Here is a 21,800-nt window from a genome sequence, read left to right on the forward strand (position 1 = left end):
TGGCAGGTTGTTCCCTATCGATCAGCGGCAACATAGTGGTTGTTGAAGGGCATGAACGAATCTGTATTGGTGACTGGGGCGGCAGGTTTTATCGGATCACATCTCGTCGCAGATCTGGTGAAGCAGGGCCGACCCGTTCGGTGTCTCGTCCGAAAGACGTCGAATCGAAAGTGGTTGGATGGCTTGGACGTCGAAATGGTCGAAGCCGATTTGTCTGACGAAGCCCAGGTTTCAAAAGCTTTGGAAAACGTGGGTGCCGTCTATCATCTAGCCGGGGCAGTCGCGGGCACTCGCCAGCAACTCCAGCACGCTAATGTAACGTGTACCCGAGGTTTGTTGCAGGGCTGTGCAAAAATGCCAAATCCAGTGCGGGTGGTTCATGTCAGCTCGCTGGCTGCCGCCGGCCCTTCGACGCGGCAGCGTCCACGCCGCGCTACCGACCCGTGCCAGCCGGTCTCTCAGTACGGCCAGAGCAAGCTGGCTGGCGAGCAGGTGGCGTTGGAGTTCGCCGATCGATTGCCGATCACGATCGTTCGCCCTGGAGCTGTCTTTGGCCCTCGCGATAGTGAGTTTGCTCGACTGTTTCGGTTGATTCGCTCGCTCCGGTGCAATGTTTTGCTAGGCCTGCACGATCCACCTGTCGGGATGGTGCACGTCGCCGACCTGGTGAAGCTGTTGGTCGAAGCGGAGATGCAGGGAACCTGTTTGCAGTCCCTAGCCGGACCGATGCATTCGTATTCGGTCGAGGACGGCGTTTATTTTGGATCGGATCCAAACCCACTGTCATTTCGTGAGCTCGGTTTGAGGGTCCGCGGCATGCTGCAGCGGCCTCATGCTTGGACGATTCCGTTGCCCGTCACCGCGGTTCGACCGATTGCGTTGATGAGCCAGGTGGTCGCTCAGGTGAAGCAGCAGCGAATCACATTCAATCTCGACAAGTTACGCGAGGGGGCTCAGGACGCTTGGACCTGCGAGGTCAAGCGCGAGTTTGCCGAACTGAATTGGCGGCCGCGGCGTTCGATCGACGAACGATTCCGCGAAACGATCCAATGGTACTTCGACAACCATTGGCTATGATGTGCGGATCTCCACGTTGCCCTCTCGATTGCGTCTAAAATGCCACTGACCATCACCAGCCGTTCGAATCCCCGCTACCGCGGATGGGTCCAATTGCGATCGCGGCGGGCGCGGAAGCGGAGCGGTGAGTTTTTGATCGACGGAGCGCGCGATACGCTTCGCGCGATCCAGTCGGGGATTTTGCCGCGCGAGATATTATGTTCGGCGGACTGCGATCTGGAGGCTGTCGCTGCCGAATCGGAACTTGGGCAAGTACTCGCTTGGGCCGAAGCTAACGATGCGCTGATTCGAGTTGCCTCCGCCCTGTTCCCCGCAGTCTGCTACGGTCAACGCGATTCGCACGTCGTCGCGGTCGCATCGGCTGCCAGTTCAGCGTCACTGGACGGGCTGTCGGTTCCGCAGGCTCCTTTGATTGTGATTCTCGATGGGATCGAAAAGCCGGGGAACGTGGGAGCGATCTACCGGACTGCTGATGCGGTTGGAGCTGACGCGGTGCTGCTGACCGGCACCACGACCGATCGGTTTAATCCCAACGCGATCCGATCGAGCGCGGGGACCGTGTTTGCGATGCCGACTGCGATCGGCGATCACGATGCGGTTGCGAAGTGGTTGGCGGATCGGAAGATCGAAGTCGCGTTGGCTCGCGTCGATGGCGAGTGTTCCTATTGGGATCTTCCGCTGACCGAAGCGATAGCTATCGTCTTTGGCAACGAAGCCGAGGGTTTGGGAACACAGTGGGAGCGGGCGCCGCACGAGGCGTTTCGGATCCCGATGGCGGGGATCGCTGACAGTCTAAACGTGTCGGTGAGTGCTGCGGTCGTCCTGTTTGAAGCGAAGCGGCAGAGGTTGAGCAACGTTTGATCCCCGTTTCGGGGGCTCGAATTGAGAAGCGTGCGTTCTAGGTAACCCTGTCAAAGTTTACCGGCAACGCCGCGTTGCTAGCACTCTAATAATCCGCAAAACAAGCGATACATTCGTTACAGCTTGCAAGATTATTGAATTCGGGCCAATGCATCTCCCGATACCATTCGTGACGATCATTGCAGCCCGCTTGTAATGGTCGATTTCGAGGCGACTGCCAGGGGGGCGGTCGATGTCGAACTCACGACCTCATTGGACAGTCAATCATGCGTTGGCCACAACGACGATGCCTTGCCAGGCATCTGCGGCGTGCTGCCCTTGTGTCGCTCATCACAGCGACCAGCAATGGCTTCAGCACCGCCGATCAGCCGCAAGCCAAACTTGCTCCTGTGCAACAGAATCAGTACGCGACGCCAGCGCTGAGCGAAGAGGTCCGAGGGCCGATTTCCAAGCCGCGTATCATCGCTTACACCGCGGCCGAGCAGGTAGGGGAAGACGCATCGAATCGCCGCAGCGTGCGATTGATCGATAGCCAAGTTCAGCACAATCCGCTGGCGGTCATTCAAACAGCCGCTCCCGATTCGACGTCGACACTGGAATTCCGCACACCAGCCGCCACTGTGGTTCCTAAATCGAGTGGCGATATGCCCTCGATCTCGAGGCTGAATCTGCGTTCGAAGGCGTTGAAAGAACTTCCAACAGCCGAAACTCGCAGTCTGTTGACGATCGTTCCGCCGCCGAGCCATGCGCCGGTTGAAGAGGAGGCGGGGATTTCGTTCAGCATCTCGGATGAATCGCTTTCGATCCCCGAACTCGCACCAGAAACCGCTCCCGTCGAATTGGTTCGACCGGGCCGAGCGGCGATCGTCGAAGTCGTCGATTCTCCGATAAGTCCCCCGGCAGTTGTGTCGGTTGTTGAATCCGAAGAATCGGCAGAGCAAGAGCCCATTGCCAAGAAGCCCGAGCCAGCGGTGGAAACCGAAGTCTCTCCGAGTGGTCAGACTTGGAAGATGCCTAAAATCAGTCCACTGGTTTCCGCCGATCGGGGCAATCCGCTGGCAGAACGCAAGCTGAGCTCGAGCGGGGCGGCCGAAACTGCGTCGCGGCATGCAGCACCACAAGGTGTCGTGAGCACCGCTCCTGCTGGGCTCGCTCCCAAACCGCTAGCTCAACACAGTGGGCATCGTCGCATCGCAGAGTTGCCCGAAGCTGGCTCGGCCGAAGAGGTTGCTACGCCTGCGGATAAATCGGTTGCGATGTCGCTGGAATCAATTCCGGCTCCAGCGCTCGTCAAAGAATCCAAGGTTGTCGTCGATGTGCCGCAGCCTATTGCCAAGCCCAAGTCGAAGCCGGTGGTGGATCCCGCAGTCGTCGCGATTAAGTCGACGATGGATCCTGCTGCCAGCCTTGTCGCGCGTTCGCAGTTTGTTGTCAGCGTCGCCGAGAGCCGCGTGTTGTTTGCCGGGGACCGGATCGTCCGGGTGTCGGTCGAGCATCCCGATGTGTGTAACGCTGTGACGACGGGCAAAGAGAGCGTGATGGTCGTGGGCCGCAAATTGGGCCGCACGCGAGTCGCGATTTGGACCGAGAGCACGCCCAACTTAGAACCCGATTTGTACGTGATCCAAGTGGATGGCGAACAAGGTGAATCCGAGGACCAGCAACTGGCGGGGAAGATGAGCGCGACGGTGACGTCGATGTTCTCCGATGCCCAGGTCACGGTCCAAGTTGTCGAAGACGGGTTTGTGGTATCGGGAACTGCGGAAACGGAAACGCAAGCAAGAAAGATCATGCAGGTCGTACGCTCAGCGTGTTTACGCCGTGTGCGAGATGAGATCGTTGTACGTTAGTCCTGGGTTTGAAATTTAAGGTTTCGAGAGACCTTGATCTCTCACGGAAGTAAACCTTCGAGGCAGAGAAATGAAGAAGTGTGATATGACACAACCGCGAACTCTCCGGTTGCCCCCAAGGGCAGCGTGCAACGCAACCTTTGTAGTGGCGATCCTGCTAGCAGGAACCGCATCTGCGCAGGGGTGGCCATTCAACGACGCCCCCGAACCGGTTGGATTTGGAATCCTGCAGACTGCAAATCAAGCTGCAGTTGGTCAACCCGATCACGGCGGCAGCGGCGTGATCATGTCGGCCGAAGCATTGGAACTGGGCCCCGGCGAAGAGGTTATCGGTGGCGATCCGATCCTACGACAATCGGGGATCATTCGCCAACCTGCTGGCGGCGGCGTCTCGGGCGGATCCCATCTACCGCTGAATCAATCGGGGCACGGCGCCCATCGCCGCCCACGTGGCCGAACACACTTCGGACCCAACGACTGCTATGACTGTGCTTGGGGCTGTCCCGACGGTTGTGCTCCAGCATTTTACGGCAGCTTCGACGGACTTTATTTCACTCAAGGTGATATGGATTCCGCGAACTACAGCAGCAACCCTTTCGGATTTGTCGGCGACGACTACCAGCCCGGCGTGCGTTTCACCGTTGGCCGAATGTTTAATTGCTCCGATGGGTTTGAAACGACTTTCACTGGTCTGCTGGAATGGGAATATGGTGGCAACGATTTAGTGACCACCGCCAATGAACGCCAAGACTTCAAAACTCGATTCAACAGTATTGAGTTTAACCATCGACAATGGGGCTGGGATGTGATCTCGACCGTCGCAGGTGTTCGCGTCATTCGTTACGAAGAGCGATTTGATATGACATCCGATGATCCCCTTAACAGAACTCTTGGACGGGCATACCAGCATGACATCGATAACACGATGGTCGGTGCTCAGTTGGGGCTCGATCTGATGTATCCGGTGATGAAACGGCTGATGGTTGGAAGCCGTATTCGCGGCGGACTCTATGCTAACTTTACCGATACTGACATCGGCCTAATCAACTTTTCGGATGTTCGCTTTGCAAGTTCTGCAGATCACACCGACATTTCAGGCTTGATCGAATACGGCATCTCGGCCGACTACCACTTCACCAACTTCCTCTCCGCCAAGATTGGCTACGAGTTCTGGTACTTGATGAACGTCAGTACGGTTGCTGCGAATCAGTCGGCAGCATTTGTTTCCGGCGAAACCGACGAGGTCGGATTCCACGGTGCGACAGCTTCGGTCGAAGTTCTGTTCTAAGCGAAGCCGCGGTCTCGACCGCAGCATCGAATCGAAACGACGCGCACGCTTGCAAGCTCTCTGCCCTTGCAAGCGTGTTTGCGTTTGTACCCATCGCTTAAGGCGGATCTCGCCCCGAGCCAGCCGAACAGCCAGCCCAAATCACTAGGCAAACTCTCGCGTCACAGAAATCGGCAACCCGATGCGTGAGCGAGTGATTCGCATGGTTTCTCTTTCACGCGTCGGGTTGCCAGCAATCCTCCGACACAAACCGTGATTTCCCGTAGTGCTAAACCGGGGCAAATCACTGTTTCAATTTGAGCTATCAGCCGCCATGCGCAAGCGTAAGGTTGTCCAAGGGAACCGGACGCTAACGCGTGGCGGCTAATCTGGCTAGGCTCAAACAGTTAACAGCACTGGGTGGCAAATTCTCAGTGCAAGACATGTTTGTGATTTCAGCCTACAATGGAGCATCGGAACGACCTGCGTTCCCGTTGTTCAATACTGCTGGCTTAGCGAAACATGTCTATTATTGGGTTATTGCTGATTGCTGCGGGGCTCGGTCAAGTGACCGTCGACCGCGTCGATGGGCAAAGGGTCTCGGGCGAATGGGTGGCGATCGACGAAAACGCGATCTCGATCCAGACCGCCGGTAAAACCGAACAGTTCCCGCTCGAATCGGTCGTCAAACTGCAACGCGACGCCGATTCATCGACTTCCCCCACCGCGGTCCGCGTCGGGCTGGCCGACGGCAGCCAATTGCTCACCCGCGACGTGAAGATGCAGGGCAAGTCGGTGGAGATCGATCTGCTGGGGGCCGCGGCCGACGACGCTCTGTTGAGTGTCCCCGTCTCGCAAGTCGCGTCGATCCGCTTCCGCCCTCCAGTCGCCAAAGCGATCAACGATCAATGGGAGCAGAAGCTGGGGGCCGACAAGCCGTCGGACACCTTGGTCGTGCGAGCGGGCAACGATCAATTGGACGAAGTCGCCGGGACCGTGCTGGCGATCAACCGCGATGCGGTCTCGTTCGATCTTGGGGGCCAACAGGTCGAAGCTCCGCTGGATCGCTTGGAAGGGATCGTCTTCCGCAGCAGCGACGGCGACGCGGCACGCATTCAAGCTCAGATCACCGACGCCGGCGGATCGACTTGGTCCGCTAGCAAAATCACCGGCCAGGGGAAGACGCTGCAGCTGGAGACTCCCGCCGGCATCTCTCGCTCGATCCCCTTGGATCGGATTCACCAAATCGAATTCCGCGGCAACGTGCGAATGCTGCGAGCCGCCGACGCGGCAAACGTCTCTTTCACCGCTGCGATCGGCGGGCTTTTGGATCCCGAATTTTCCAAGTCGATGTTTGGCCCGCGCGATGTCGCTGCGGGGATAGCGTTGTCGGCTGGTTCGGAACTGACGATCCGGTTGGGCGACGACGACCGCTTGTTCGAAACGATCGTCGAAACTCCCAACCGCTCCTTCGACGGCGGCGTCGTCCGTTTGGTGATCCAGTTGGACGATGATGCGGCGTTGGACAAGAAGCTGACGGCGGCGGAATTGCCCGAAGCGATCCAATTGGATGTCGCGGGGAAACGACGGATGCAGATCCGCGTCGAATCGGGGCAGGATAGTTCGACCGGAGATGCTCTTCTGCTCAGGAAACCGAGGTTGCGAAAATGATCGACCGGAAATCGTTTTTAGCCGCGTGTCTGCTTGTCGCCCTGCCGGCAACCAGTGGGGCTGCGGATGTCGATGCAAGTGTTTTGAAAGCCGAAGCGGATCGGATTGCGGCGATCGCCGAGGCGACCAAGTCGGCTGTTAGCGTGTTTGTTCCTAGCGGAGCGGGGGGCGGCAGCGGAGTGGTCATCGATCCCGAAGGTTTCGCGCTGACCAATTTCCACGTCAGCAGCCCCGCGGGTGCCTACATGGTCTGCGGGATGGCCGACGGGAATCTATACGACACCGTGATCGTGGGAATCGATCCGGTCGGCGACCTGGCTCTGGTCAAGCTGCTGGGACGCAGCGACTTCTCCGCCGCAGAGCTAGGTAACAGCGACCGCGTCCAACAGGGCGATTGGTGCATGGTGATCGGCAACCCGTTCCTGCTGGCCAACGACCTGCAACCGACCGTCACCTGGGGATTGATCAGCGGCGTCCATCGCTATCAATATCCGTCGGGAACGCTTTTGGAATATGCCGATTGCTTGCAAACCGACGCGTCGATCAACCCAGGAAATTCGGGCGGTCCGCTGTACGCCGCCGATTCGAAATTGATCGGCATCGTCGGCCGTGCCTCCTTCGAAAAACGGGGCCGCGTAAACGTTGGCGTCGGCTATGCGATCTCGATCAACCAAGCCAAGAATTTCCTCGGCTATCTGCACAGCGGCCGGATCGTCGACCACGCCACGCTAGGTGCGACCGTTGCCACCGACGAAGGGAAGGTGATCGTCAGCAACATCCTCGAGAACTCCGACGCCTACCGCCGCGGGCTGCGTTACGGTGCCGAAATCCTGGCGGTCAACGGCCGCGACGTCGCGTCGGCTAACGATCTGCAAAACGTGCTCGGCACGCTTCCCAAGGGCTGGCGAGTGCCGATCAGCTTCCGCCACGAAGGCCGCAACGTCGACACGATCGTCCGCTTGGCGGGCGTCCACGGCCGCGATGAACTGCTGGAGAAGATGGCCGCGTCGATGCCGCCACCTCCACCCCGACCGAAGCAAAAGGAAGGGGACGCCGAGAAGGATCAGATCGCCGCTGCAAATGCGCACGACGCCGAACTGCCCGCGTCGGTCGAAGCGGTTTACGAAGCCAAACATGGATACGCCAATTACTACTTCAATCGACTGCATCAGCAGCGGTTGTGGGAGTCCTTAAAAAAGCACAGCCCCGATGCGTCGGGATCTTGGACGATCGAAGGCCCGACCGACAACGATGGCCCCGTGCTGGAGTTGACTCTGGGCAAGCAGGTCTCGATCGCAACCGATGGTGGCCAACCGACTCTCCTCGACCCGACCGCTCTTTACGACGGGATCGATAGCCAGCAATTGCCCGCTTTCGCCGCTTGTCTGGACGCGTGGCATCGGATGGTTGAATTGGGGCCGGATCGATTCGGTGAGGTCTATTATCTGGGGACGATGCCACTGCGTGGCGAATATCCGCTCCGCGACGTCTTGGTCGGCACCTCCGGAGAACTCGAGTCATGGTTCTACTTCGATCCGGAATCGGGGCGGCTGGAAGCTGTCGAATGCTGGGCCGATCGCTTTCGCGACCCGGCGGAGTTGTTGATCGAAGCGGGGGACAATAATCAACCCGTGGGACTGTCGCTCTACTTCGGCGAGCGACGGGCTTGGCGGATGCAGGTCGAACAATGGAAGGCGTCGGCAAATGAACAATAGAATTCGATGCGTGATCGTGGCGTTGCTGGCGACGCTGGTCCTGAACACCGCCACGCTGCGGGCTCAGTATCCCGTCAAAAAGACGATCCAAGACGCGCGGCGTAAAGTCGTGAAGGTCTACGGTGCCGGTGGGCTGGGAGGTTTGGAAGCCTATCAAAGCGGTTTCCTCGTCTCTCCCGAAGGGCACATCGCGACGGCCTGGAGCTATGTCCTGGACGTTGATCCCGTGGTGATCCTCGACGACGGGCGACGCTTCGAAGCCGAAGTTGTCGGATTTGAACCCCAGTTAGAACTGGCGGTCTTGAAAATCGAAGCGGGCGATTTGCCCTACTTTGCGATTCGCGAGGTCCCACCGACGCAAGCCGGCCAGCCGGTGCTAGCGATCAGCAACCTGTTTAACATCGCCACCGGACGCGAGCCCGCGAGCGTGATGCAGGGCTACGTCGCGGGCGTTGCCGAATTGGACGCTCGCAGCGGCGTCTTCAAATCGGCTTATCAAGGCGAGGTCCTGATCTTGGACTTGGTCGCCAATAACCCCGGCGCGGCGGGAGGTGCTTTGGTCACGCGAGCTGGCGAATTGGTCGGCATGCTGGGGAAGGAACTTCGCGACGCGCGTAGCGGTGCTTGGTTGAACTACGCCCTTCCCGCAACGACGCTGCGGCCGCGGCTGCTAGCGATCGTCTCGGGCGAAGCGATCGTTGAGCCGCCAAAAACGGAGCTGTTGGCTCGCGACAAATCGCATAATTTCCAAACGCTGGGGTTGTTGATGGTCCCCAATGTCTTGGACCAGACGCCCGCTTACGTCGACGCCGTCGTGCCGAAATCGCCCGCCGCCGCGGCGGGGCTGAGGCCCGACGATTTGATTCTGTTGGTCGGGAAGGTCCGGATCGAAAACCAGGACCGCCTGTTGGAGCAGCTGCGTAGCATCGATCGCCGCGATCCGGTATCGGTCGTCCTGCAGCGGGGCTCGGAAATCTTGTCGCTGAGACTGGTTCGATAGTCAGTTAGGATGAAACACATGAGACAAAACAACCAGTCGCCGCGGCCAGGCCGCCGGTTTATCACGCCGTTTGTTGCGGGCCTTGGGCTGGCCGTCGCGGTTGCCGCGTCGCTGTCGCCGAGCATCGCAAACGCTCAAGACGCCGAATACGCAGCGATCCAACAAGCGATCCAACAGACGGCTGGTGCCGTCGTGCAGATCGAAACGATCGGAGCTTCGGCATCGCAGGGAGAACTGACCCTGGGAGCGCCGATCTCGGGAACGCGGATCGATGACCAAGGGCATATTCTGACCAGCCTGTGGGGCTTGGAAGAGACGCCGGCGAGCATCTTGATCGTCGAAGCGGATGGTTCGCGGCAGCCAGCCGAACTTGTCGCGCGGGACTTCAGCCGCGAACTGGTGCTGCTGAAAACAAAGCCTAGCGGTTCGGGGAACCATGTCGCGTTGCAACGCAAGGAAAAGGTGCGAGTTGGCCAGTGGGCGATCGCAGTCGGCCGCGGGATCGCGCCGGAAACTCCTTCGGTTTCGATCGGCATCGTCAGTGCCACCGGGCGGATGTACGGCCGAGCCGTTCAGATCGATGCTCGAATTTCACCGTCGTTTTACGGCGGTCCAGTCGTCGATATCGAAGGCGAAATGATCGGAATCTCGGTCCCGATGAAACCCGAAGCCGGTTCGGCGGGAGAGAAGTCGGACTGGTACGATTCGGGGATCGCCTTTGTCGTTTCAGCCGAAGCAATCGCCAGCCGGATCGACCAAATGAAGGCGGGGAAAGACATTCGCGCGGGCAAGCTGGGGATCGTACCGGCCAGCAAGATGCCATTTTCCGATGACCGCACGCTGTCGGCGGTCCTGGCCCTCTCGCCAGCGAAACGAGCCGGCATTCAAGCCGACGACGAACTGTTAGCGATCGATGGAGAAGCGGTCCGCTGGAACGCTGATATCAAACAACTGCTGGGGCCACGCGATGCGGGAGAGGTCTTGAAAATCAAGGTCCTCCGCGACGAGAAGGAACTGGAATTCGAGGTCGAATTGGCCGCTGATATCCCCGCTTTCCGGCCTCGCGTCCTCGGCGTGCTGGCCGATCCGCAGGGCGAATCGCTGGAAATCACTTACATTTTTGACGACTCAGCCGCCGCCAAGGCGAAGCTGCAGATCGGCGACACGATCCAAGCGATCGATGGCAACAAGATCGACGACGTCGATCGAGCCCGGTTGTTGGTGATGACACATCCTCCCGGCGAGGACTTGGATTTGACAGTCCTGCGCGACGGCAAACCGTTGGACGTTCGTTGCGACCTGCAATCGACTCCCGCAACCGTCGTTGCCGAACTGCCCGAACTGAAGGATCCGATCGGCGAAGAGGCTTGGGAGATCGTCCCCCGTTCGCTGCCCGACGTCTCGAACAAGAGTTGTCTACTGAAGCCGAAGGGAGACAAAGGACCGCAGCTGGGCCTGTTGGTCTTGTTGGCTCGCCCGGGTACCGAGAAATTGGAACCGTTGGTCGAAGCATGGCGCAGCGTCGCGGCGAAGCATCAATTGGCGATCCTGGCGATCGGGCCGGCCGAAGGCGATCGCTGGAAGCCCGCCGAATCGGACGTGATCGTGCGGTTGATTCAACAGACGCAACAGGCGATCAACGTCGCGCCGCAACAGATCGTCGTCGGCGGTTTCGGAGCGGGAGCGGAGATGAGCATGTTGGTCGCGCTGCGTGACCGCGAACTGGTCCGAGGTGGCATCGCCGCTTCGGGCAGCCGCCCCGGCGGGTTTGCGTTGAGCGAAAACGATCCCGCCTCGCCGGTCCAATTTCTTGTCGTCGGCGGAACCGAGATGCCTGTCTGGGGACGCGTGATCGCCAACGTTGGTTTCCCCGTATTGCAGCAGCCATCGACGGAGAAGGAACCGTTGGCGGATGACCCTAAAGTTCGCGATGCGGTCGGACGTTGGATCCGATCGTTGGAACGGATCTGATCGCCGATGAGCAGTGAAAACAAAATCGACATCCAACGCGTGCTGATCTTGATCGTCGCGGTCGTTCTGCTGGCGTGGGGCGGGATCGGCGAATTGATGAGCGATCGACTGGGCCAATCGGTCTCCAACGCCGCCTTGCTGCGGGTTGGATTTGTGCTGTTCGCATGTTGGGTCGCCTACCCTGTCGTCCGTCGCCCCACGGCGTGGCTGGCTCCTGGGGCGACAGCGATCGGAGTGATCTTGATCGGTGCGGCGTTCTTCAATCCCAAATTGCTGATCGTCTTGATCCCGCTGTTCGGTTCGCTGCTAGCGTTTGGAGCGTTCATACGCTACTTCCGCTCTTCATAGCTGGCGTTTGCGCCGCCATCGGTCTGGATCGCGAAGCGTTTTTCACCTCTTCCGATCCACTTCACCTCTCGCCGGCGGCCTTCTGGGGACGCGGTTTCACCAGGGGGCGGAACGTTCGCTTTCGGTTCGCCGCGGCTCTGCGAAAACGACTTTGGCCAGCCGCCGAGTTGTCCGTTGGCACACGCGTTCGACTCGCTGCTGGCTGCGCAACGCGCCACCGTAAGCTACGCAGAATCGTGAAGACCAACAAAATCGGAAAAAACCGTATCGGCTGCATATTCGTTTGGCCGAAAACTAGACAGGAAACAGGTTTGCGCTAGGCATCGCTGCTCGGCTGAAACCCGTTACCGTCAAAACGCATTTGCCGATCAGGCAGATCGATCCAGAAGGTTTTTGTTAGGTGGCAGCGACACTGGTCTCAGACCGCTTTCACCGGTAGAGAATCGCAGCAAGAGATCCAACGGGATCCACAAATTGAACTTAGGGAGGGGGGATACCATGCGACGACTATTTGTCGGTATGGCAATGATGGCAACGATGTCGATGCCGCTGAGTGCGTGGTCGGGAGATCGCGAGATCGCCGAACAGATTATTGCAAAGCTGAAGACGCATCGCGACTCGGGCGCGTTGAAAGATTTTAAGGTCGACCTGAAGGTCAACGATGGCGTGGTTGCCTTCAATGGCAGCGTCGCTTCGGCGACTCAACGCAAGTTGGTGCTCGACGCAACCAAGAGCGTCGATGGCATCAAAGACATCGTCGACGGGATGCAACTGCCTGCTGCAAATGCAAGCAAAGCTGCACCATCGTCGGCACCTACTTTGGTAAAGACGAAGCCTGCTGTTAAAGCTGTACCAAGCAGCAAGGGTGTTTCTTCGATCAAGATGCCGCAACCGGTAATGATCGTCGACGCCAACGCGACTGGCGTTGTCAAACCCGCTGCCGATATCAAGGCTCTGGGGCTCGTAAAGCCGACCGGTCAGGTGATCGCTCCCGAAGCGATGGTTCAACCTGTCGCCGGTCCTGTGACTCAATTGGCTTCGTCGGTCGAACCGATCGAAGCTGGCGACCGCGACCGCGAACTCAACGCACGGATCACCAAGGCTTTGACGCAAGCAAAGCAAGATGGTCGTCTGCGTGGATTTGCAATGGACATCACCACCAACGGTGGCGAAGTTTGGTTGCAAGGCCGCACCGTGACCGCGGAACAACGTCAAACGATGTTGGAAATCGTTCGCAACGTGCCAGGTGTCAACAACGTTTTGGATGACATCAAGGTGATGATGCAAGGCAACGGAGCTAAGGTTCGCCAAGCATCCGATTCGGTTCCCGTCTTCGCTGCGGCACCGGTTCCAATGCCATCGCCAGGACTTGCTCCTGCGTCGGTTCGTCCCGTTCCACGCCCCGCGGTTGCTCAAGCAGCACCACACGCTGGAATGGCTCGTTCGCCAGCACGCATGATGCCGGTTCCTTATCGTCCTAGCACCATGCCACAACCGTATGCCAACGCATCTCACGGAATGGCAGTTAACCGCGCGTCGATGATGGGTGGTCAACCGATGCCGATGCAACCTGCATCCGCTGGAATGGCTTATGGTTCGCCACGAACCGATCAGCCCAACTTGCCTAACTACGCATGGCCCGGCTACTCGGCTTACCCAAACTACGCCGCGTTGTCGTACCCCAAGCAGTACAGCCCATCGGCTTGGCCTTACATCGGCCCGTTCTATCCTTATCCCCAAGTGCCATTGAACTGGCGTAAGGTGACACTGGAATGGGACGACGGATGGTGGCAGCTGGACTACTCTTCGAAGTCTCGCTAACCGTCATTCAGAGAACCCCTTCTGAACCGCTTGCGATGAAAGGCCCTCGATATCATGTCGAGGGCCTTTTTCGGTTTCTAGCGGACCTTCTTTGCGAGCAAACGCAAGCTCTATCCGCGGCGGCACATCGAACTGCGATCCCTCTGGCTCGCTTTCGATCACTCTCCGGCGCGAGATCGCCCGCTGACAAAAGACGCCCGCTGACAAAAGACGCCCGCTGACAAAAAACGCCCGCTGACAAAAAGACGACCGCTTCGAAACGGTTCTTTTGCTTTTGGGCGGCCAGTCGACGCGTCCAGTCGCTCAGTCCTCTCGGCCTGCCGGGCGGGTTCTGCCCTCCCACTGCTGCGGTCAGGATCTGGCTGGATGCTCGTTCAGAGAAGCCCCCGGATAGGCGATCAACGCAGCTCTAACAAGCGTTACGCTGCGTTTCCCGCCCTCTGGGTAGCGGGCCGAAGAGAGTCGAATGGGAGCCGCCCGCGGCGTTTCGAATTGCTAGCGGCAAGGAATTTGACGGATTACCTGAAAAACCCGCAAGATCGTTACAAGTTTACACGATAGATAATATTGGAAACAGGATTTCCATAAGCAGCTTGCGTGCATCAGGAAGAGCACTGCATCGGCTGCTGGCGACGATGGATAGTCAACCGCGAAGGACTGATTGGATGAATCGCAAAGGATCACAGACCCTCCTCACCCTGCTTGCCGCATTGGCGGCTGTCAGTTCAGCGGGTTGCTTTGGTGTTAACTCAGGGGCAACGTTGGGAATTTTCGGATTCCCGATCCCTGTCAGCCCTTATTACCAACATCGGCAAGAAGAAAAGTTTTGGGAGCACGAGCGCTATGCTCGCGTGCCAATCCTGGGGCCGATCACCTCCGGTGGTCCTCCCATCGCTTTGGATCCTCCCAGCGACGACGAGATCATGATGGCTCTCGAAAAGGCGCGGCCGATCCAAGGCGGGATTCCGTTGTTGTTTGAGCGTCAACGCAACAACGTCCGGATCATCAAAGAGAAGATCGCCGACTATGTCGATCCGCCTCGCGTGATGCCTCTGGTGGGCCCGGTTCAATTGCACCACGCTCACTACAAGTGCACCGTCTACTTCTCCGAACGAACGATCGTCGGATACCCAGTACCGCACACGCTTGAAGATCAAGACTCCGTCGAAGTCATCTACGTCGATCACAACCACTTGCACATGGTGGGCGACGTCGACCCAGCAACGGTTCCCGAACTGTAAGCCGATTCGACTTCCGACGTAACAAAAAAAAAAGCCTGGCCGCGAGCGATCGCAGCCAGGCTTTTTTCGTTGAAAGCGACGGTTCAGAAAACCGCTTGCTTTATCGTTTCAGATCAAACGCGAAGACCAGGTCTTGGTCGCGTAGGAACAAGGTGTTGCCAGCGATCACCGGGTGAGCCCAGATCGCTCCCTTGCCGCGGTCGATGTCCGTTTGTTCGGGCAGCACAAGCTTCCCTTTCACGACAAGACCATTGCGACTTGGTTCAGCCAACACGACCGAACCGTCTTGGTCGCCGTAGCAATACAGTCGGCCATCGGCATACGCGATCGAACCGCTGCGCGTCTTGCCGACCGATTCCATCCACAGCGTGTCGCCGGTTTGGAAGTCTTGAGCCATCCAGTTGCCACGATTTGTCTTGGTGAATCCATAGATCACGCCATCGACCAACACGACGCCGCCGTGGTGGTTCTCCATGCTTTTGGATTCCTTCGAAAGCGAATAGACAGGTTCAACAGCCAGGGTTCCCGAATCTCCCTTGGCCAATTTGACCAACGTGTTGCCGGCATCGTAGGCCGACGTGTGGTAGACGAAGTCGCCCGTTGCGATCGGCGTTGGGATCACCGCGACGCCGTTGGCAGTGCCCGTGTCGGCAAACACCTGCTTGCCGCTGGTTGCATCGACGGCGATCAGTCCCGGGTTGCTGGCGGTGACGTAAAACGTGATCCCATCGACTGTGTGTTTGATTACCGACGCATACTGCGCCTTCGCTTCGATCCCTTCGCTGCCCCAAATCTGTTTTCCGGTTCGTTTATCCAAACCGATCATAAAGTTCTTACCGCCGGGAGTGACGATCACGCGGTCGCCGTCGATCAACGCCGATTCGCTGTAACCCCATTTGGGAATCGAGCCGCCGAAGTCGTCGACCAGGCTGACTTTCCAAACCAGTTCACCGTCGGCGGTTTTCAAGCAGGCCAACACGCCGGCATCGCTGAGCGCATATAAATGATCGCCATCGACGGTGGGAGTGCTCCGCGGCCCGCCACCCCAGCCCATTAGATAGGCGTCTTCTTTTGCAGCCGGTCCGATCGGCGTGCGCCAGAGTTCGCTTCCGTCGCTCGGCTTCAAAGCGATCACATAACACTGGCCCTCTTCCAGCCCCATCGTGAATAATTGGTCACCCACGATCGAGAACCCCGAATATCCGACGCCGCAATCGCGGAAGGTCCACTTCAGCTTGGGGCCACCCTCGGGCCACTGCTGCAACAGCGCCTGTTCGGCTGCTTTGCCGTCGCGATGCGGACCGCGCCACTGCGGCCAATCGGTCGACTGTCCGAAGAGCGACGTGGCGGGGAGGAATAAACACAAAATCTTAACCATTATCGGCAATCGATCGTTGGTCTTCATTGCAAAGAATCCTTGGAAGGCGGGAGAGCAAATGGCGAGTCCAATGCTGCGTTGCGATCCGGGGAACACCCGGTTGTCGGATAGGGAACGACTGCGGAAACCGCGTTCAGCAGCCTGCGACGCTCCTTGGCAATCGGTATGAAACTGTCTGCGGAACGCTGCGTCAACCGGCGGCTCGGCAACGGATGCAGCCAAATCGGTGGGAGCGCCAGCATTGCAAGGATGTTGCGGCGTCGCGATTGAAGTATAACATCAGGCCTTCGGTGAGACGTTCACTTGATAACCCACCGCGTGCGGCAGCACCCTGCGCCAGCGGCAACCCTCGATAACGAAGGTCGATCGGTCGTCCCTTCCACGTGGACCAGAACAGGCAACATTTGGCAACGCGATGAAACAATCCACCCTTCCCGGATCCGACGTCACCGTTTCGCAACTGGCTTTGGGCTGCTGGGGTTTGACCAGCGATTTCCATTGGGGCCAACGCGATGCCGCAGCGGCACAAGCGACAGTCGCTGCCGCGTTGGATGCCGGGATCACGCTGTTCGACACCGCCACAATGTATGCCGACGGCGCCAACGAAACGCTGTTGGGTGAATTGCTGGCGGGGAAGCGCAACGAAGTCCAAATCGCGACCAAGTGCACGCCGGCGCAAACCACTGCCGACGAGGTCGCCGCGGGGCTCGATGCATCGCTGACTCGGCTGAAAACCGACTACGTCGACCTCTACCAAATTCACTGGGCCGGCACCGATGAGGAGCTAGCCGAAGTCTGGGGCGCGTTGATCCAACTGAAGCAGCTTGGCAAAGCGCGTGCTGTCGGCGTCTGCAACCTCGGCCCAAAACAACTCGACGTGGTGGCTTCGTTGGAGAAACCGTCGACCGATCAATTGCCCTACAACCTGTTGTTTCGCGCGATCGAAAACGAGATCCTACCCCGCTGCAAAACGCAGAAGATGGGTGTTCTCGCCTACAGTCCGCTGATGCACGGGATGTTGCGAGGCGAATGGAAAACGGCCGACGAGGTGCCAGCGACGCGGGCTCGCAGCCGACACTTCTCGTCGCAGCGCGAACACGTCCGCCACGACGAAGACGGACACGAGACGCTGACGTTTGATACCATCGAGTGCTTGCAGCAGTTCGCCGACGTCTCGCACAATACAATGGTCGAACTGGCGCTGCGTTGGTTGGCGTCGAATCCGCAGATCACGTCGATCTTGGTCGGTGCCAGTTCGCCAGAACAAATCGCAGCCAACGCCGAAGCGATCGCGCGACCGTTGGACAAAGAATTGCTGAAACAAGTCAACCAAGTGACCGATCCGCTGAAACAGGCGATGGGAACGAATGCCGACCTTTGGCAATCGGCCGCCGGATCGCGGATTCACTAAACCGAAGGCCAGACCGTTGCCAGAATCCACCCGCCGCGAAGAACCGCTGTCCGATCTGTTCATCGAGGGAAACTGGATCGCTGGCGAGGGGCCGCCGCTGAATCGAACCAGCCCAGCCGACGAATCGATTGTCTGGTCGGGACGTCAAGCGAGTGGCGACCAAGCTCGAACTGCCGTTCAATCGGCCGCCGGCGCCGCGGCCGATTGGGCCGCTTGCTCTTTGGCGGATCGGATCGCCGTCGTCCGCCGCTTTGGCGAACAACTTGCCAGTCGCCGCGACGAATTTGCCCGCTGCATCTCACAACAGGTGGGTAAACCTGTCTGGGAAGCAGCGACCGAAGTCGCGACATCGATCGCGAAAGTCGAAGTTTCGATCGCCGCAATCGACGACCGCACTCCTGTGACTCAGCAAGACCTCGATGGTTTCCGAGCCGTCGGTCGCTATCGTCCGATCGGCGTAGTGTTAGTTCTCGGGCCGTTCAACTTCCCCCTGCACCTTCCCGGCGGCCAGATCATCCCCGCGCTGTTGGCTGGCAATACGGTCGTCTTCAAACCGAGCGAACTAGCGCCGGCGGTTGGTCAGATGTTGGTGCAGGCTTGGCAAGCGGCGGGGTTGCCAGCGGGAGTGATCAACCTTTTGCAGGGGGACGCCAAGGTTGCCGCCGCGGCGATCGATCATCCGAAAACCGGCGGCGTCCTGTTCACGGGCAGCCGAACCGCGGGGGCGGCGATCCATCGCCAATTGGCGGGGCGTCCCGAAGTCCAATTGGCTCTGGAAATGGGAGGCAACAATCCGTTGGTCGTCGCCGACGCGCAACCGATGGCTGCGGCGATCGATCTGGTGATCCAGTCGGCTTTCCTTTCCGCCGGCCAACGCTGCACCTGCGCCCGCCGATTGATCGTTGTCGAATCTCCGGAGAACCGCGAGTTTGTTAAGCGTTTGGCGGCGGCGATCCCTCGCATCCGCTGCGGTCTGCCCGACGCCGACCCGCCCCCGTTCTGCGGTCCGTTGATCTCTCCCGCCGCCGCTGAGAAGGTGTTGGCGATTCAAGCGGCCTTGTGTCAGCAGGGAGGTCTGCCGCTGGTGGCTGCGTCGCGCGATTCGGTCTGCCGTGCGTTGGTGTCGCCTGGACTGATCGATGTGACCGCAGCAGGCGTCGACGACGAGGAGTGTTTTGGCCCGCTGTTGCAGTTGCAATGGGTCGACGATTTCGACGCAGCGATCGCGGCGGCTAACGCGACTCGGTTCGGACTGGCGGCTGGATTGGTCGGCGGTTCGGCCGACGACTTCGCTCGTTTTCGCCACGAGGTTCGCGCCGGAGTGATCAATTGGAATCGGCAGACGACCGGCGCCAGCGGCCGTTTGGCCTTTGGCGGTATCGGCGAGAGTGGCAATCATCGCCCGGCCGGTTATTTTGCCGCTGATTTCTGCAGCGATCCGGTCGCTTCGCTGGAGAGCGATCGGCTGACGCCACCCGCTTCGCTTCTACCTGGATTAGAAGATACCCAACCGTGACAATTTCCGAGATCAATTTCGATGGTATCGTAGGCCCCACGCATCACTTTGGCGGATTGGGGATCGGCAACTTGGCATCGCATCGGCACGCCGGGGAGGTTGCCAATCCGCGAGCTGCCGCGCTGCAGGGGCTCGACAAAATGGCGACTCTCGCACGACTCGGCTGCCGACAAGCCGTGCTGCCGCCGCAACCGCGCCCCGACATGGGACTGCTGCGCGTGTGTGGGTTCGAGGGGACGCCGGCGGAGATTATCGGTCGGGCGAGCCAGGCGGCGCCGAGCCTGTTGTCGGCGGCTTATAGCGCGTCGAGCATGTGGGCGGCGAACGCCGCGACGGTCACGCGCAGCAACCGCGGCGGCGATCGGCGGACTCATTTTTCGCCCGCCAATCTGGTCAGTAGCTTGCACCGCTCGATCGAGCCGCACTGGACGACGGCTGTGTTGCGCGAGATCTTTGCCGACGACAGCTTTTGCGTCCACGATCCGCTTCCGCCAGCGACGCCGCTGCGAGATGAAGGGGCTGCGAACCACATGCGGTTAAGCGATCCGAGCGGCGACGATTCCTGGGATCTCTTTGTCTACGGTGAAGCTCAAGGGACGCGGTTTCCGCCACGCCAAGCGGAAGCCGCTTGCCAAGCGATCGCCCGGCGGCATCACCTGCCGCCACAGCGGACTCTGTTTCTGCAGCAACATCCCGCAGCGATCGAGGCTGGCGCATTTCACAACGACGTCGTCGCCACCAGCTGCGAAAACGTGCTGCTGTATCACCAACTGGCGTTCGAGGATGCGGAGTCGGCGTTGGACCAACTGGCCGCTGACTTTCAAAAATCGACTGGCGGGCCGCTGTACCGGATCGAAATCGCTGCCAACGATTTTTCGCTTGCCGATGCGATCGATACCTATCTGTTCAACAGCCAGATCGTTCGCGCTGGCGACGACCGCGATGGATCGCTGCGGTTGATCTGCCCGTTGGCGTGCCAGGGACATCCGCGGGCTCGCGCCGCGATCGACAAAATCCTTGCCGATCCCAATCCGATCACCGCCGTGGAATTTGTCGATCTGCGGGAGAGTATGAACAACGGCGGCGGGCCGGCATGTTTACGGTTGCGCGTGCCGATCGACGACGGTCAATTGGAAAAGATCCCCGCGAGTCTGATCTGGTCGCCGCAGTTGGACGACAATCTGCGGGCCTGGGTCATTTCGCACTATCCGACTAAGCTAACGCTGGACGATCTGGGAGATTTCGATCGGATCGAACAGACGCAACAAGCGATGCGGGAACTGAGTTCGATCTTAGACCTGCAATCGATCCGACCCGACGTTTCCTTTTAATGCCAGCCAACCGAGTGCTTCCGCGTGCGTGACAACAGAAAAAAAGAGGTCATCATTATCGGAGGCGGTCTGGCCGGCTTGGCCTGCGGCGTTCAATTGGCCAAGCGCGGCGTCGACTTTGAAATTCTGGAAGCGACCGACCGCGTCGGCGGACGCGTTCGCACCGACATCGTCGACGGTTACCGGCTGGATCATGGCTTTCAAGTTTTCCTGACAGCCTACCCCGCAGCCCAGCAGCTGCTGGATTACGACCGGTTGCAGTTGCGGCCGTTAGAACCGGGAGCGTTGGTTCGCTGCGGCGATCAATTTTCAGCACTGCTTGATCCCCGCCGCCGCCCCGCATCGATACTCGCCAGCGCGCTGAGCCCCGTCGGATCGCTATCCGACAAGCTTCGCATGGCTCGTCTGATTCGAGACGTCTGCCGTGGCGAATTGGAAGAACTCTGGGAGCACGTCGCCCAGCCGACTCGCTACCGCTTGCCGGGTCTGAACTTCAGCGATCGCTTTATCGAGCAATTCCTGCAGCCGCTGTTGGGAGGCATCTTTCTCGATCCCGAGCTGCAGACGAGCAGCCGGATGATGGAGTTTGTGCTTCGGATGTTCGCTCAAGGAGATGCCGCCGTCCCAGCTCAGGGAATGCAAGCGATCCCGCAACAGCTGGCCGAACGGATCCCGACCGACAGGCTTCAGCTGGAATCGACGGTCTCGGAAATCGAAGGGACGACGATTCGCATGACCGATGGTTCGCAGCGATCGGCGGCTCAGATCGTGATCGCGACCGAAGGCCCCGCCGCCGCGCGGCTGTTGAATATCGACGAAAGCATCCCCTGGCAACAGGTCAGCTGCCTCTATTTCACCGCCGACGAAGCTCCGCTGCAGACGAAGCAAATGATTCTGTCGGGGGAGACGTCGGGGCCGATCAACAACCTTTGCGAACTCAGCACGGTCGCTCCCGAATATTCTCCGGCCGGCAAAACGCTGATCAGCGTCAGCGTTTTGAAATCTGACGTGCCGGCGATGGAGCTGCACGAACCGGTGGTAAAACAACTCCGCAGTTGGTTTGGCGAACAGGTCGACACGTGGTCGTTGCTGCGGACGTTTCACATCCCCTTTGCCCTGCCCGAACAATCGATCGATCGCATGCAAACCGTGATCAAACCGGTCCAACGGGCGGGAATGCCGATTGTCTGTGGCGACCACCGCGAGACGGCGTCGATACAGGGGGCACTCAGTAGCGGGATCCGCGCGGCCGAAGCGGCGTTGGGCGGACTCGGGGATGCTGGCTAGCTCCATCGCCTGCCGCGCGAAGCGATCTGCCGCTGGCACGCCCGACGATGGGCAC

Annotated in this window: 17 protein-coding genes; 15 read left to right on the top strand and 2 right to left on the bottom strand. The window is 59.4% G+C overall.

The annotated features are described in order from the left end of the window. Positions 1 to 51: 51 nt before the first annotated feature. The 9 genes from CA51_RS03515 (at position 52) to CA51_RS03555 (ending at position 11,760) form a co-directional block, all read left to right on the top strand. Entirely contained in the window at positions 52 to 1,077 is a 1,026-nt protein-coding gene (locus CA51_RS03515) for an NAD-dependent epimerase/dehydratase family protein (protein ID WP_145117844.1), read from the top strand. Between the two features lie 39 nt (positions 1,078 to 1,116). Further along, complete coding sequence (locus CA51_RS03520) at positions 1,117 to 1,938, top strand: TrmH family RNA methyltransferase (RefSeq protein WP_145117846.1); 822 nt, start codon at positions 1,117 to 1,119, stop codon at positions 1,936 to 1,938. A gap of 320 nt (positions 1,939 to 2,258) precedes the next feature. Then, positions 2,259 to 3,788 (top strand): pilus assembly protein N-terminal domain-containing protein, encoded by a 1,530-nt coding sequence (locus CA51_RS03525; RefSeq protein WP_197451566.1) that lies wholly within the window; start codon positions 2,259 to 2,261, stop codon positions 3,786 to 3,788. A gap of 145 nt (positions 3,789 to 3,933) precedes the next feature. Then, positions 3,934 to 5,076 carry a hypothetical protein gene (locus CA51_RS03530; protein ID WP_145117851.1) on the top strand — a complete coding sequence of 381 codons (1,143 nt, stop codon included), beginning with the start codon at positions 3,934 to 3,936 and terminating at the stop codon, positions 5,074 to 5,076. A gap of 501 nt (positions 5,077 to 5,577) precedes the next feature. Continuing rightward, positions 5,578 to 6,726, top strand: coding sequence for an NPCBM/NEW2 domain-containing protein (locus CA51_RS03535; RefSeq protein WP_145117853.1), 1,149 nt, complete (start codon positions 5,578 to 5,580; stop codon positions 6,724 to 6,726). After that, positions 6,723 to 8,441 (top strand): S1C family serine protease, encoded by a 1,719-nt coding sequence (locus CA51_RS03540; RefSeq protein ID WP_145117855.1) that lies wholly within the window; start codon positions 6,723 to 6,725, stop codon positions 8,439 to 8,441. Before CA51_RS03535 ends, CA51_RS03540 begins: the two co-directional genes overlap by 4 nt. Beyond that, entirely contained in the window at positions 8,431 to 9,441 is a 1,011-nt protein-coding gene (locus CA51_RS03545) for a S1C family serine protease (RefSeq protein WP_145117857.1), read from the top strand. The genes CA51_RS03540 and CA51_RS03545 overlap by 11 nt, the downstream gene beginning before the upstream one ends. An 18-nt stretch (positions 9,442 to 9,459) precedes the next feature. Next, entirely contained in the window at positions 9,460 to 11,412 is a 1,953-nt protein-coding gene (locus tag CA51_RS03550; RefSeq protein WP_197451567.1) for a PDZ domain-containing protein, read from the top strand. Positions 11,413 to 11,418: 6 nt separating this feature from the next. Then, positions 11,419 to 11,760: a hypothetical protein gene (locus tag CA51_RS03555; RefSeq protein ID WP_145117861.1), complete on the top strand. Its 342-nt coding sequence runs from the start codon at positions 11,419 to 11,421 to the stop codon at positions 11,758 to 11,760. Here CA51_RS03555 and CA51_RS03560 read toward each other — a convergent pair. Next, complete coding sequence (locus CA51_RS03560) at positions 11,742 to 11,978, bottom strand: hypothetical protein (protein WP_145117862.1); 237 nt, start codon at positions 11,976 to 11,978, stop codon at positions 11,742 to 11,744. The two genes, CA51_RS03555 and CA51_RS03560, sit on opposite strands and share 19 nt — an antisense overlap. 280 nt (positions 11,979 to 12,258) lie before the next feature. Here CA51_RS03560 and CA51_RS03565 point away from each other — a divergent pair, with 280 nt between their 5' ends. Beyond that, positions 12,259 to 13,581 (top strand): BON domain-containing protein, encoded by a 1,323-nt coding sequence (locus CA51_RS03565; protein WP_145117864.1) that lies wholly within the window; start codon positions 12,259 to 12,261, stop codon positions 13,579 to 13,581. 665 nt (positions 13,582 to 14,246) lie between these two features. Then, positions 14,247 to 14,822, top strand: coding sequence for a hypothetical protein (locus CA51_RS03570; RefSeq protein ID WP_231745978.1), 576 nt, complete (start codon positions 14,247 to 14,249; stop codon positions 14,820 to 14,822). A 100-nt stretch (positions 14,823 to 14,922) separates the two neighbouring features. On the opposite strand, the gene CA51_RS03575 is transcribed toward CA51_RS03570, so the two are convergent. Then, on the bottom strand, positions 14,923 to 16,200 hold the full coding sequence (locus CA51_RS03575) for a PQQ-binding-like beta-propeller repeat protein (RefSeq protein ID WP_231745979.1): 1,278 nt from the start codon (positions 16,198 to 16,200) through the stop codon (positions 14,923 to 14,925). Positions 16,201 to 16,615: 415 nt separating this feature from the next. Here CA51_RS03575 and CA51_RS03580 point away from each other — a divergent pair, with 415 nt between their 5' ends. The 4 genes from CA51_RS03580 to CA51_RS03595 are packed head-to-tail and all read left to right on the top strand — an operon-like array spanning position 16,616 to position 21,745. Continuing rightward, positions 16,616 to 17,611, top strand: a complete 996-nt coding sequence (locus CA51_RS03580) for an aldo/keto reductase (RefSeq protein ID WP_145117866.1) — start codon at positions 16,616 to 16,618, stop codon at positions 17,609 to 17,611. 16 nt (positions 17,612 to 17,627) lie between these two features. Beyond that, entirely contained in the window at positions 17,628 to 19,127 is a 1,500-nt protein-coding gene (gene astD, locus CA51_RS03585; protein WP_231745980.1) for a succinylglutamate-semialdehyde dehydrogenase, read from the top strand. Beyond that, positions 19,124 to 20,458 (top strand): N-succinylarginine dihydrolase, encoded by a 1,335-nt coding sequence (locus CA51_RS03590; protein ID WP_197451569.1) that lies wholly within the window; start codon positions 19,124 to 19,126, stop codon positions 20,456 to 20,458. Before astD ends, CA51_RS03590 begins: the two co-directional genes overlap by 4 nt. Before the next feature lie 24 nt (positions 20,459 to 20,482). Then, positions 20,483 to 21,745: an NAD(P)/FAD-dependent oxidoreductase gene (locus CA51_RS03595; RefSeq protein ID WP_145117870.1), complete on the top strand. Its 1,263-nt coding sequence runs from the start codon at positions 20,483 to 20,485 to the stop codon at positions 21,743 to 21,745. The last annotated feature ends 55 nt before the right edge of the window (positions 21,746 to 21,800 follow it).

It is taken from the genome of Rosistilla oblonga (assembly GCF_007751715.1).
GTDB lineage: Bacteria > Planctomycetota > Planctomycetia > Pirellulales > Pirellulaceae > Rosistilla > Rosistilla oblonga.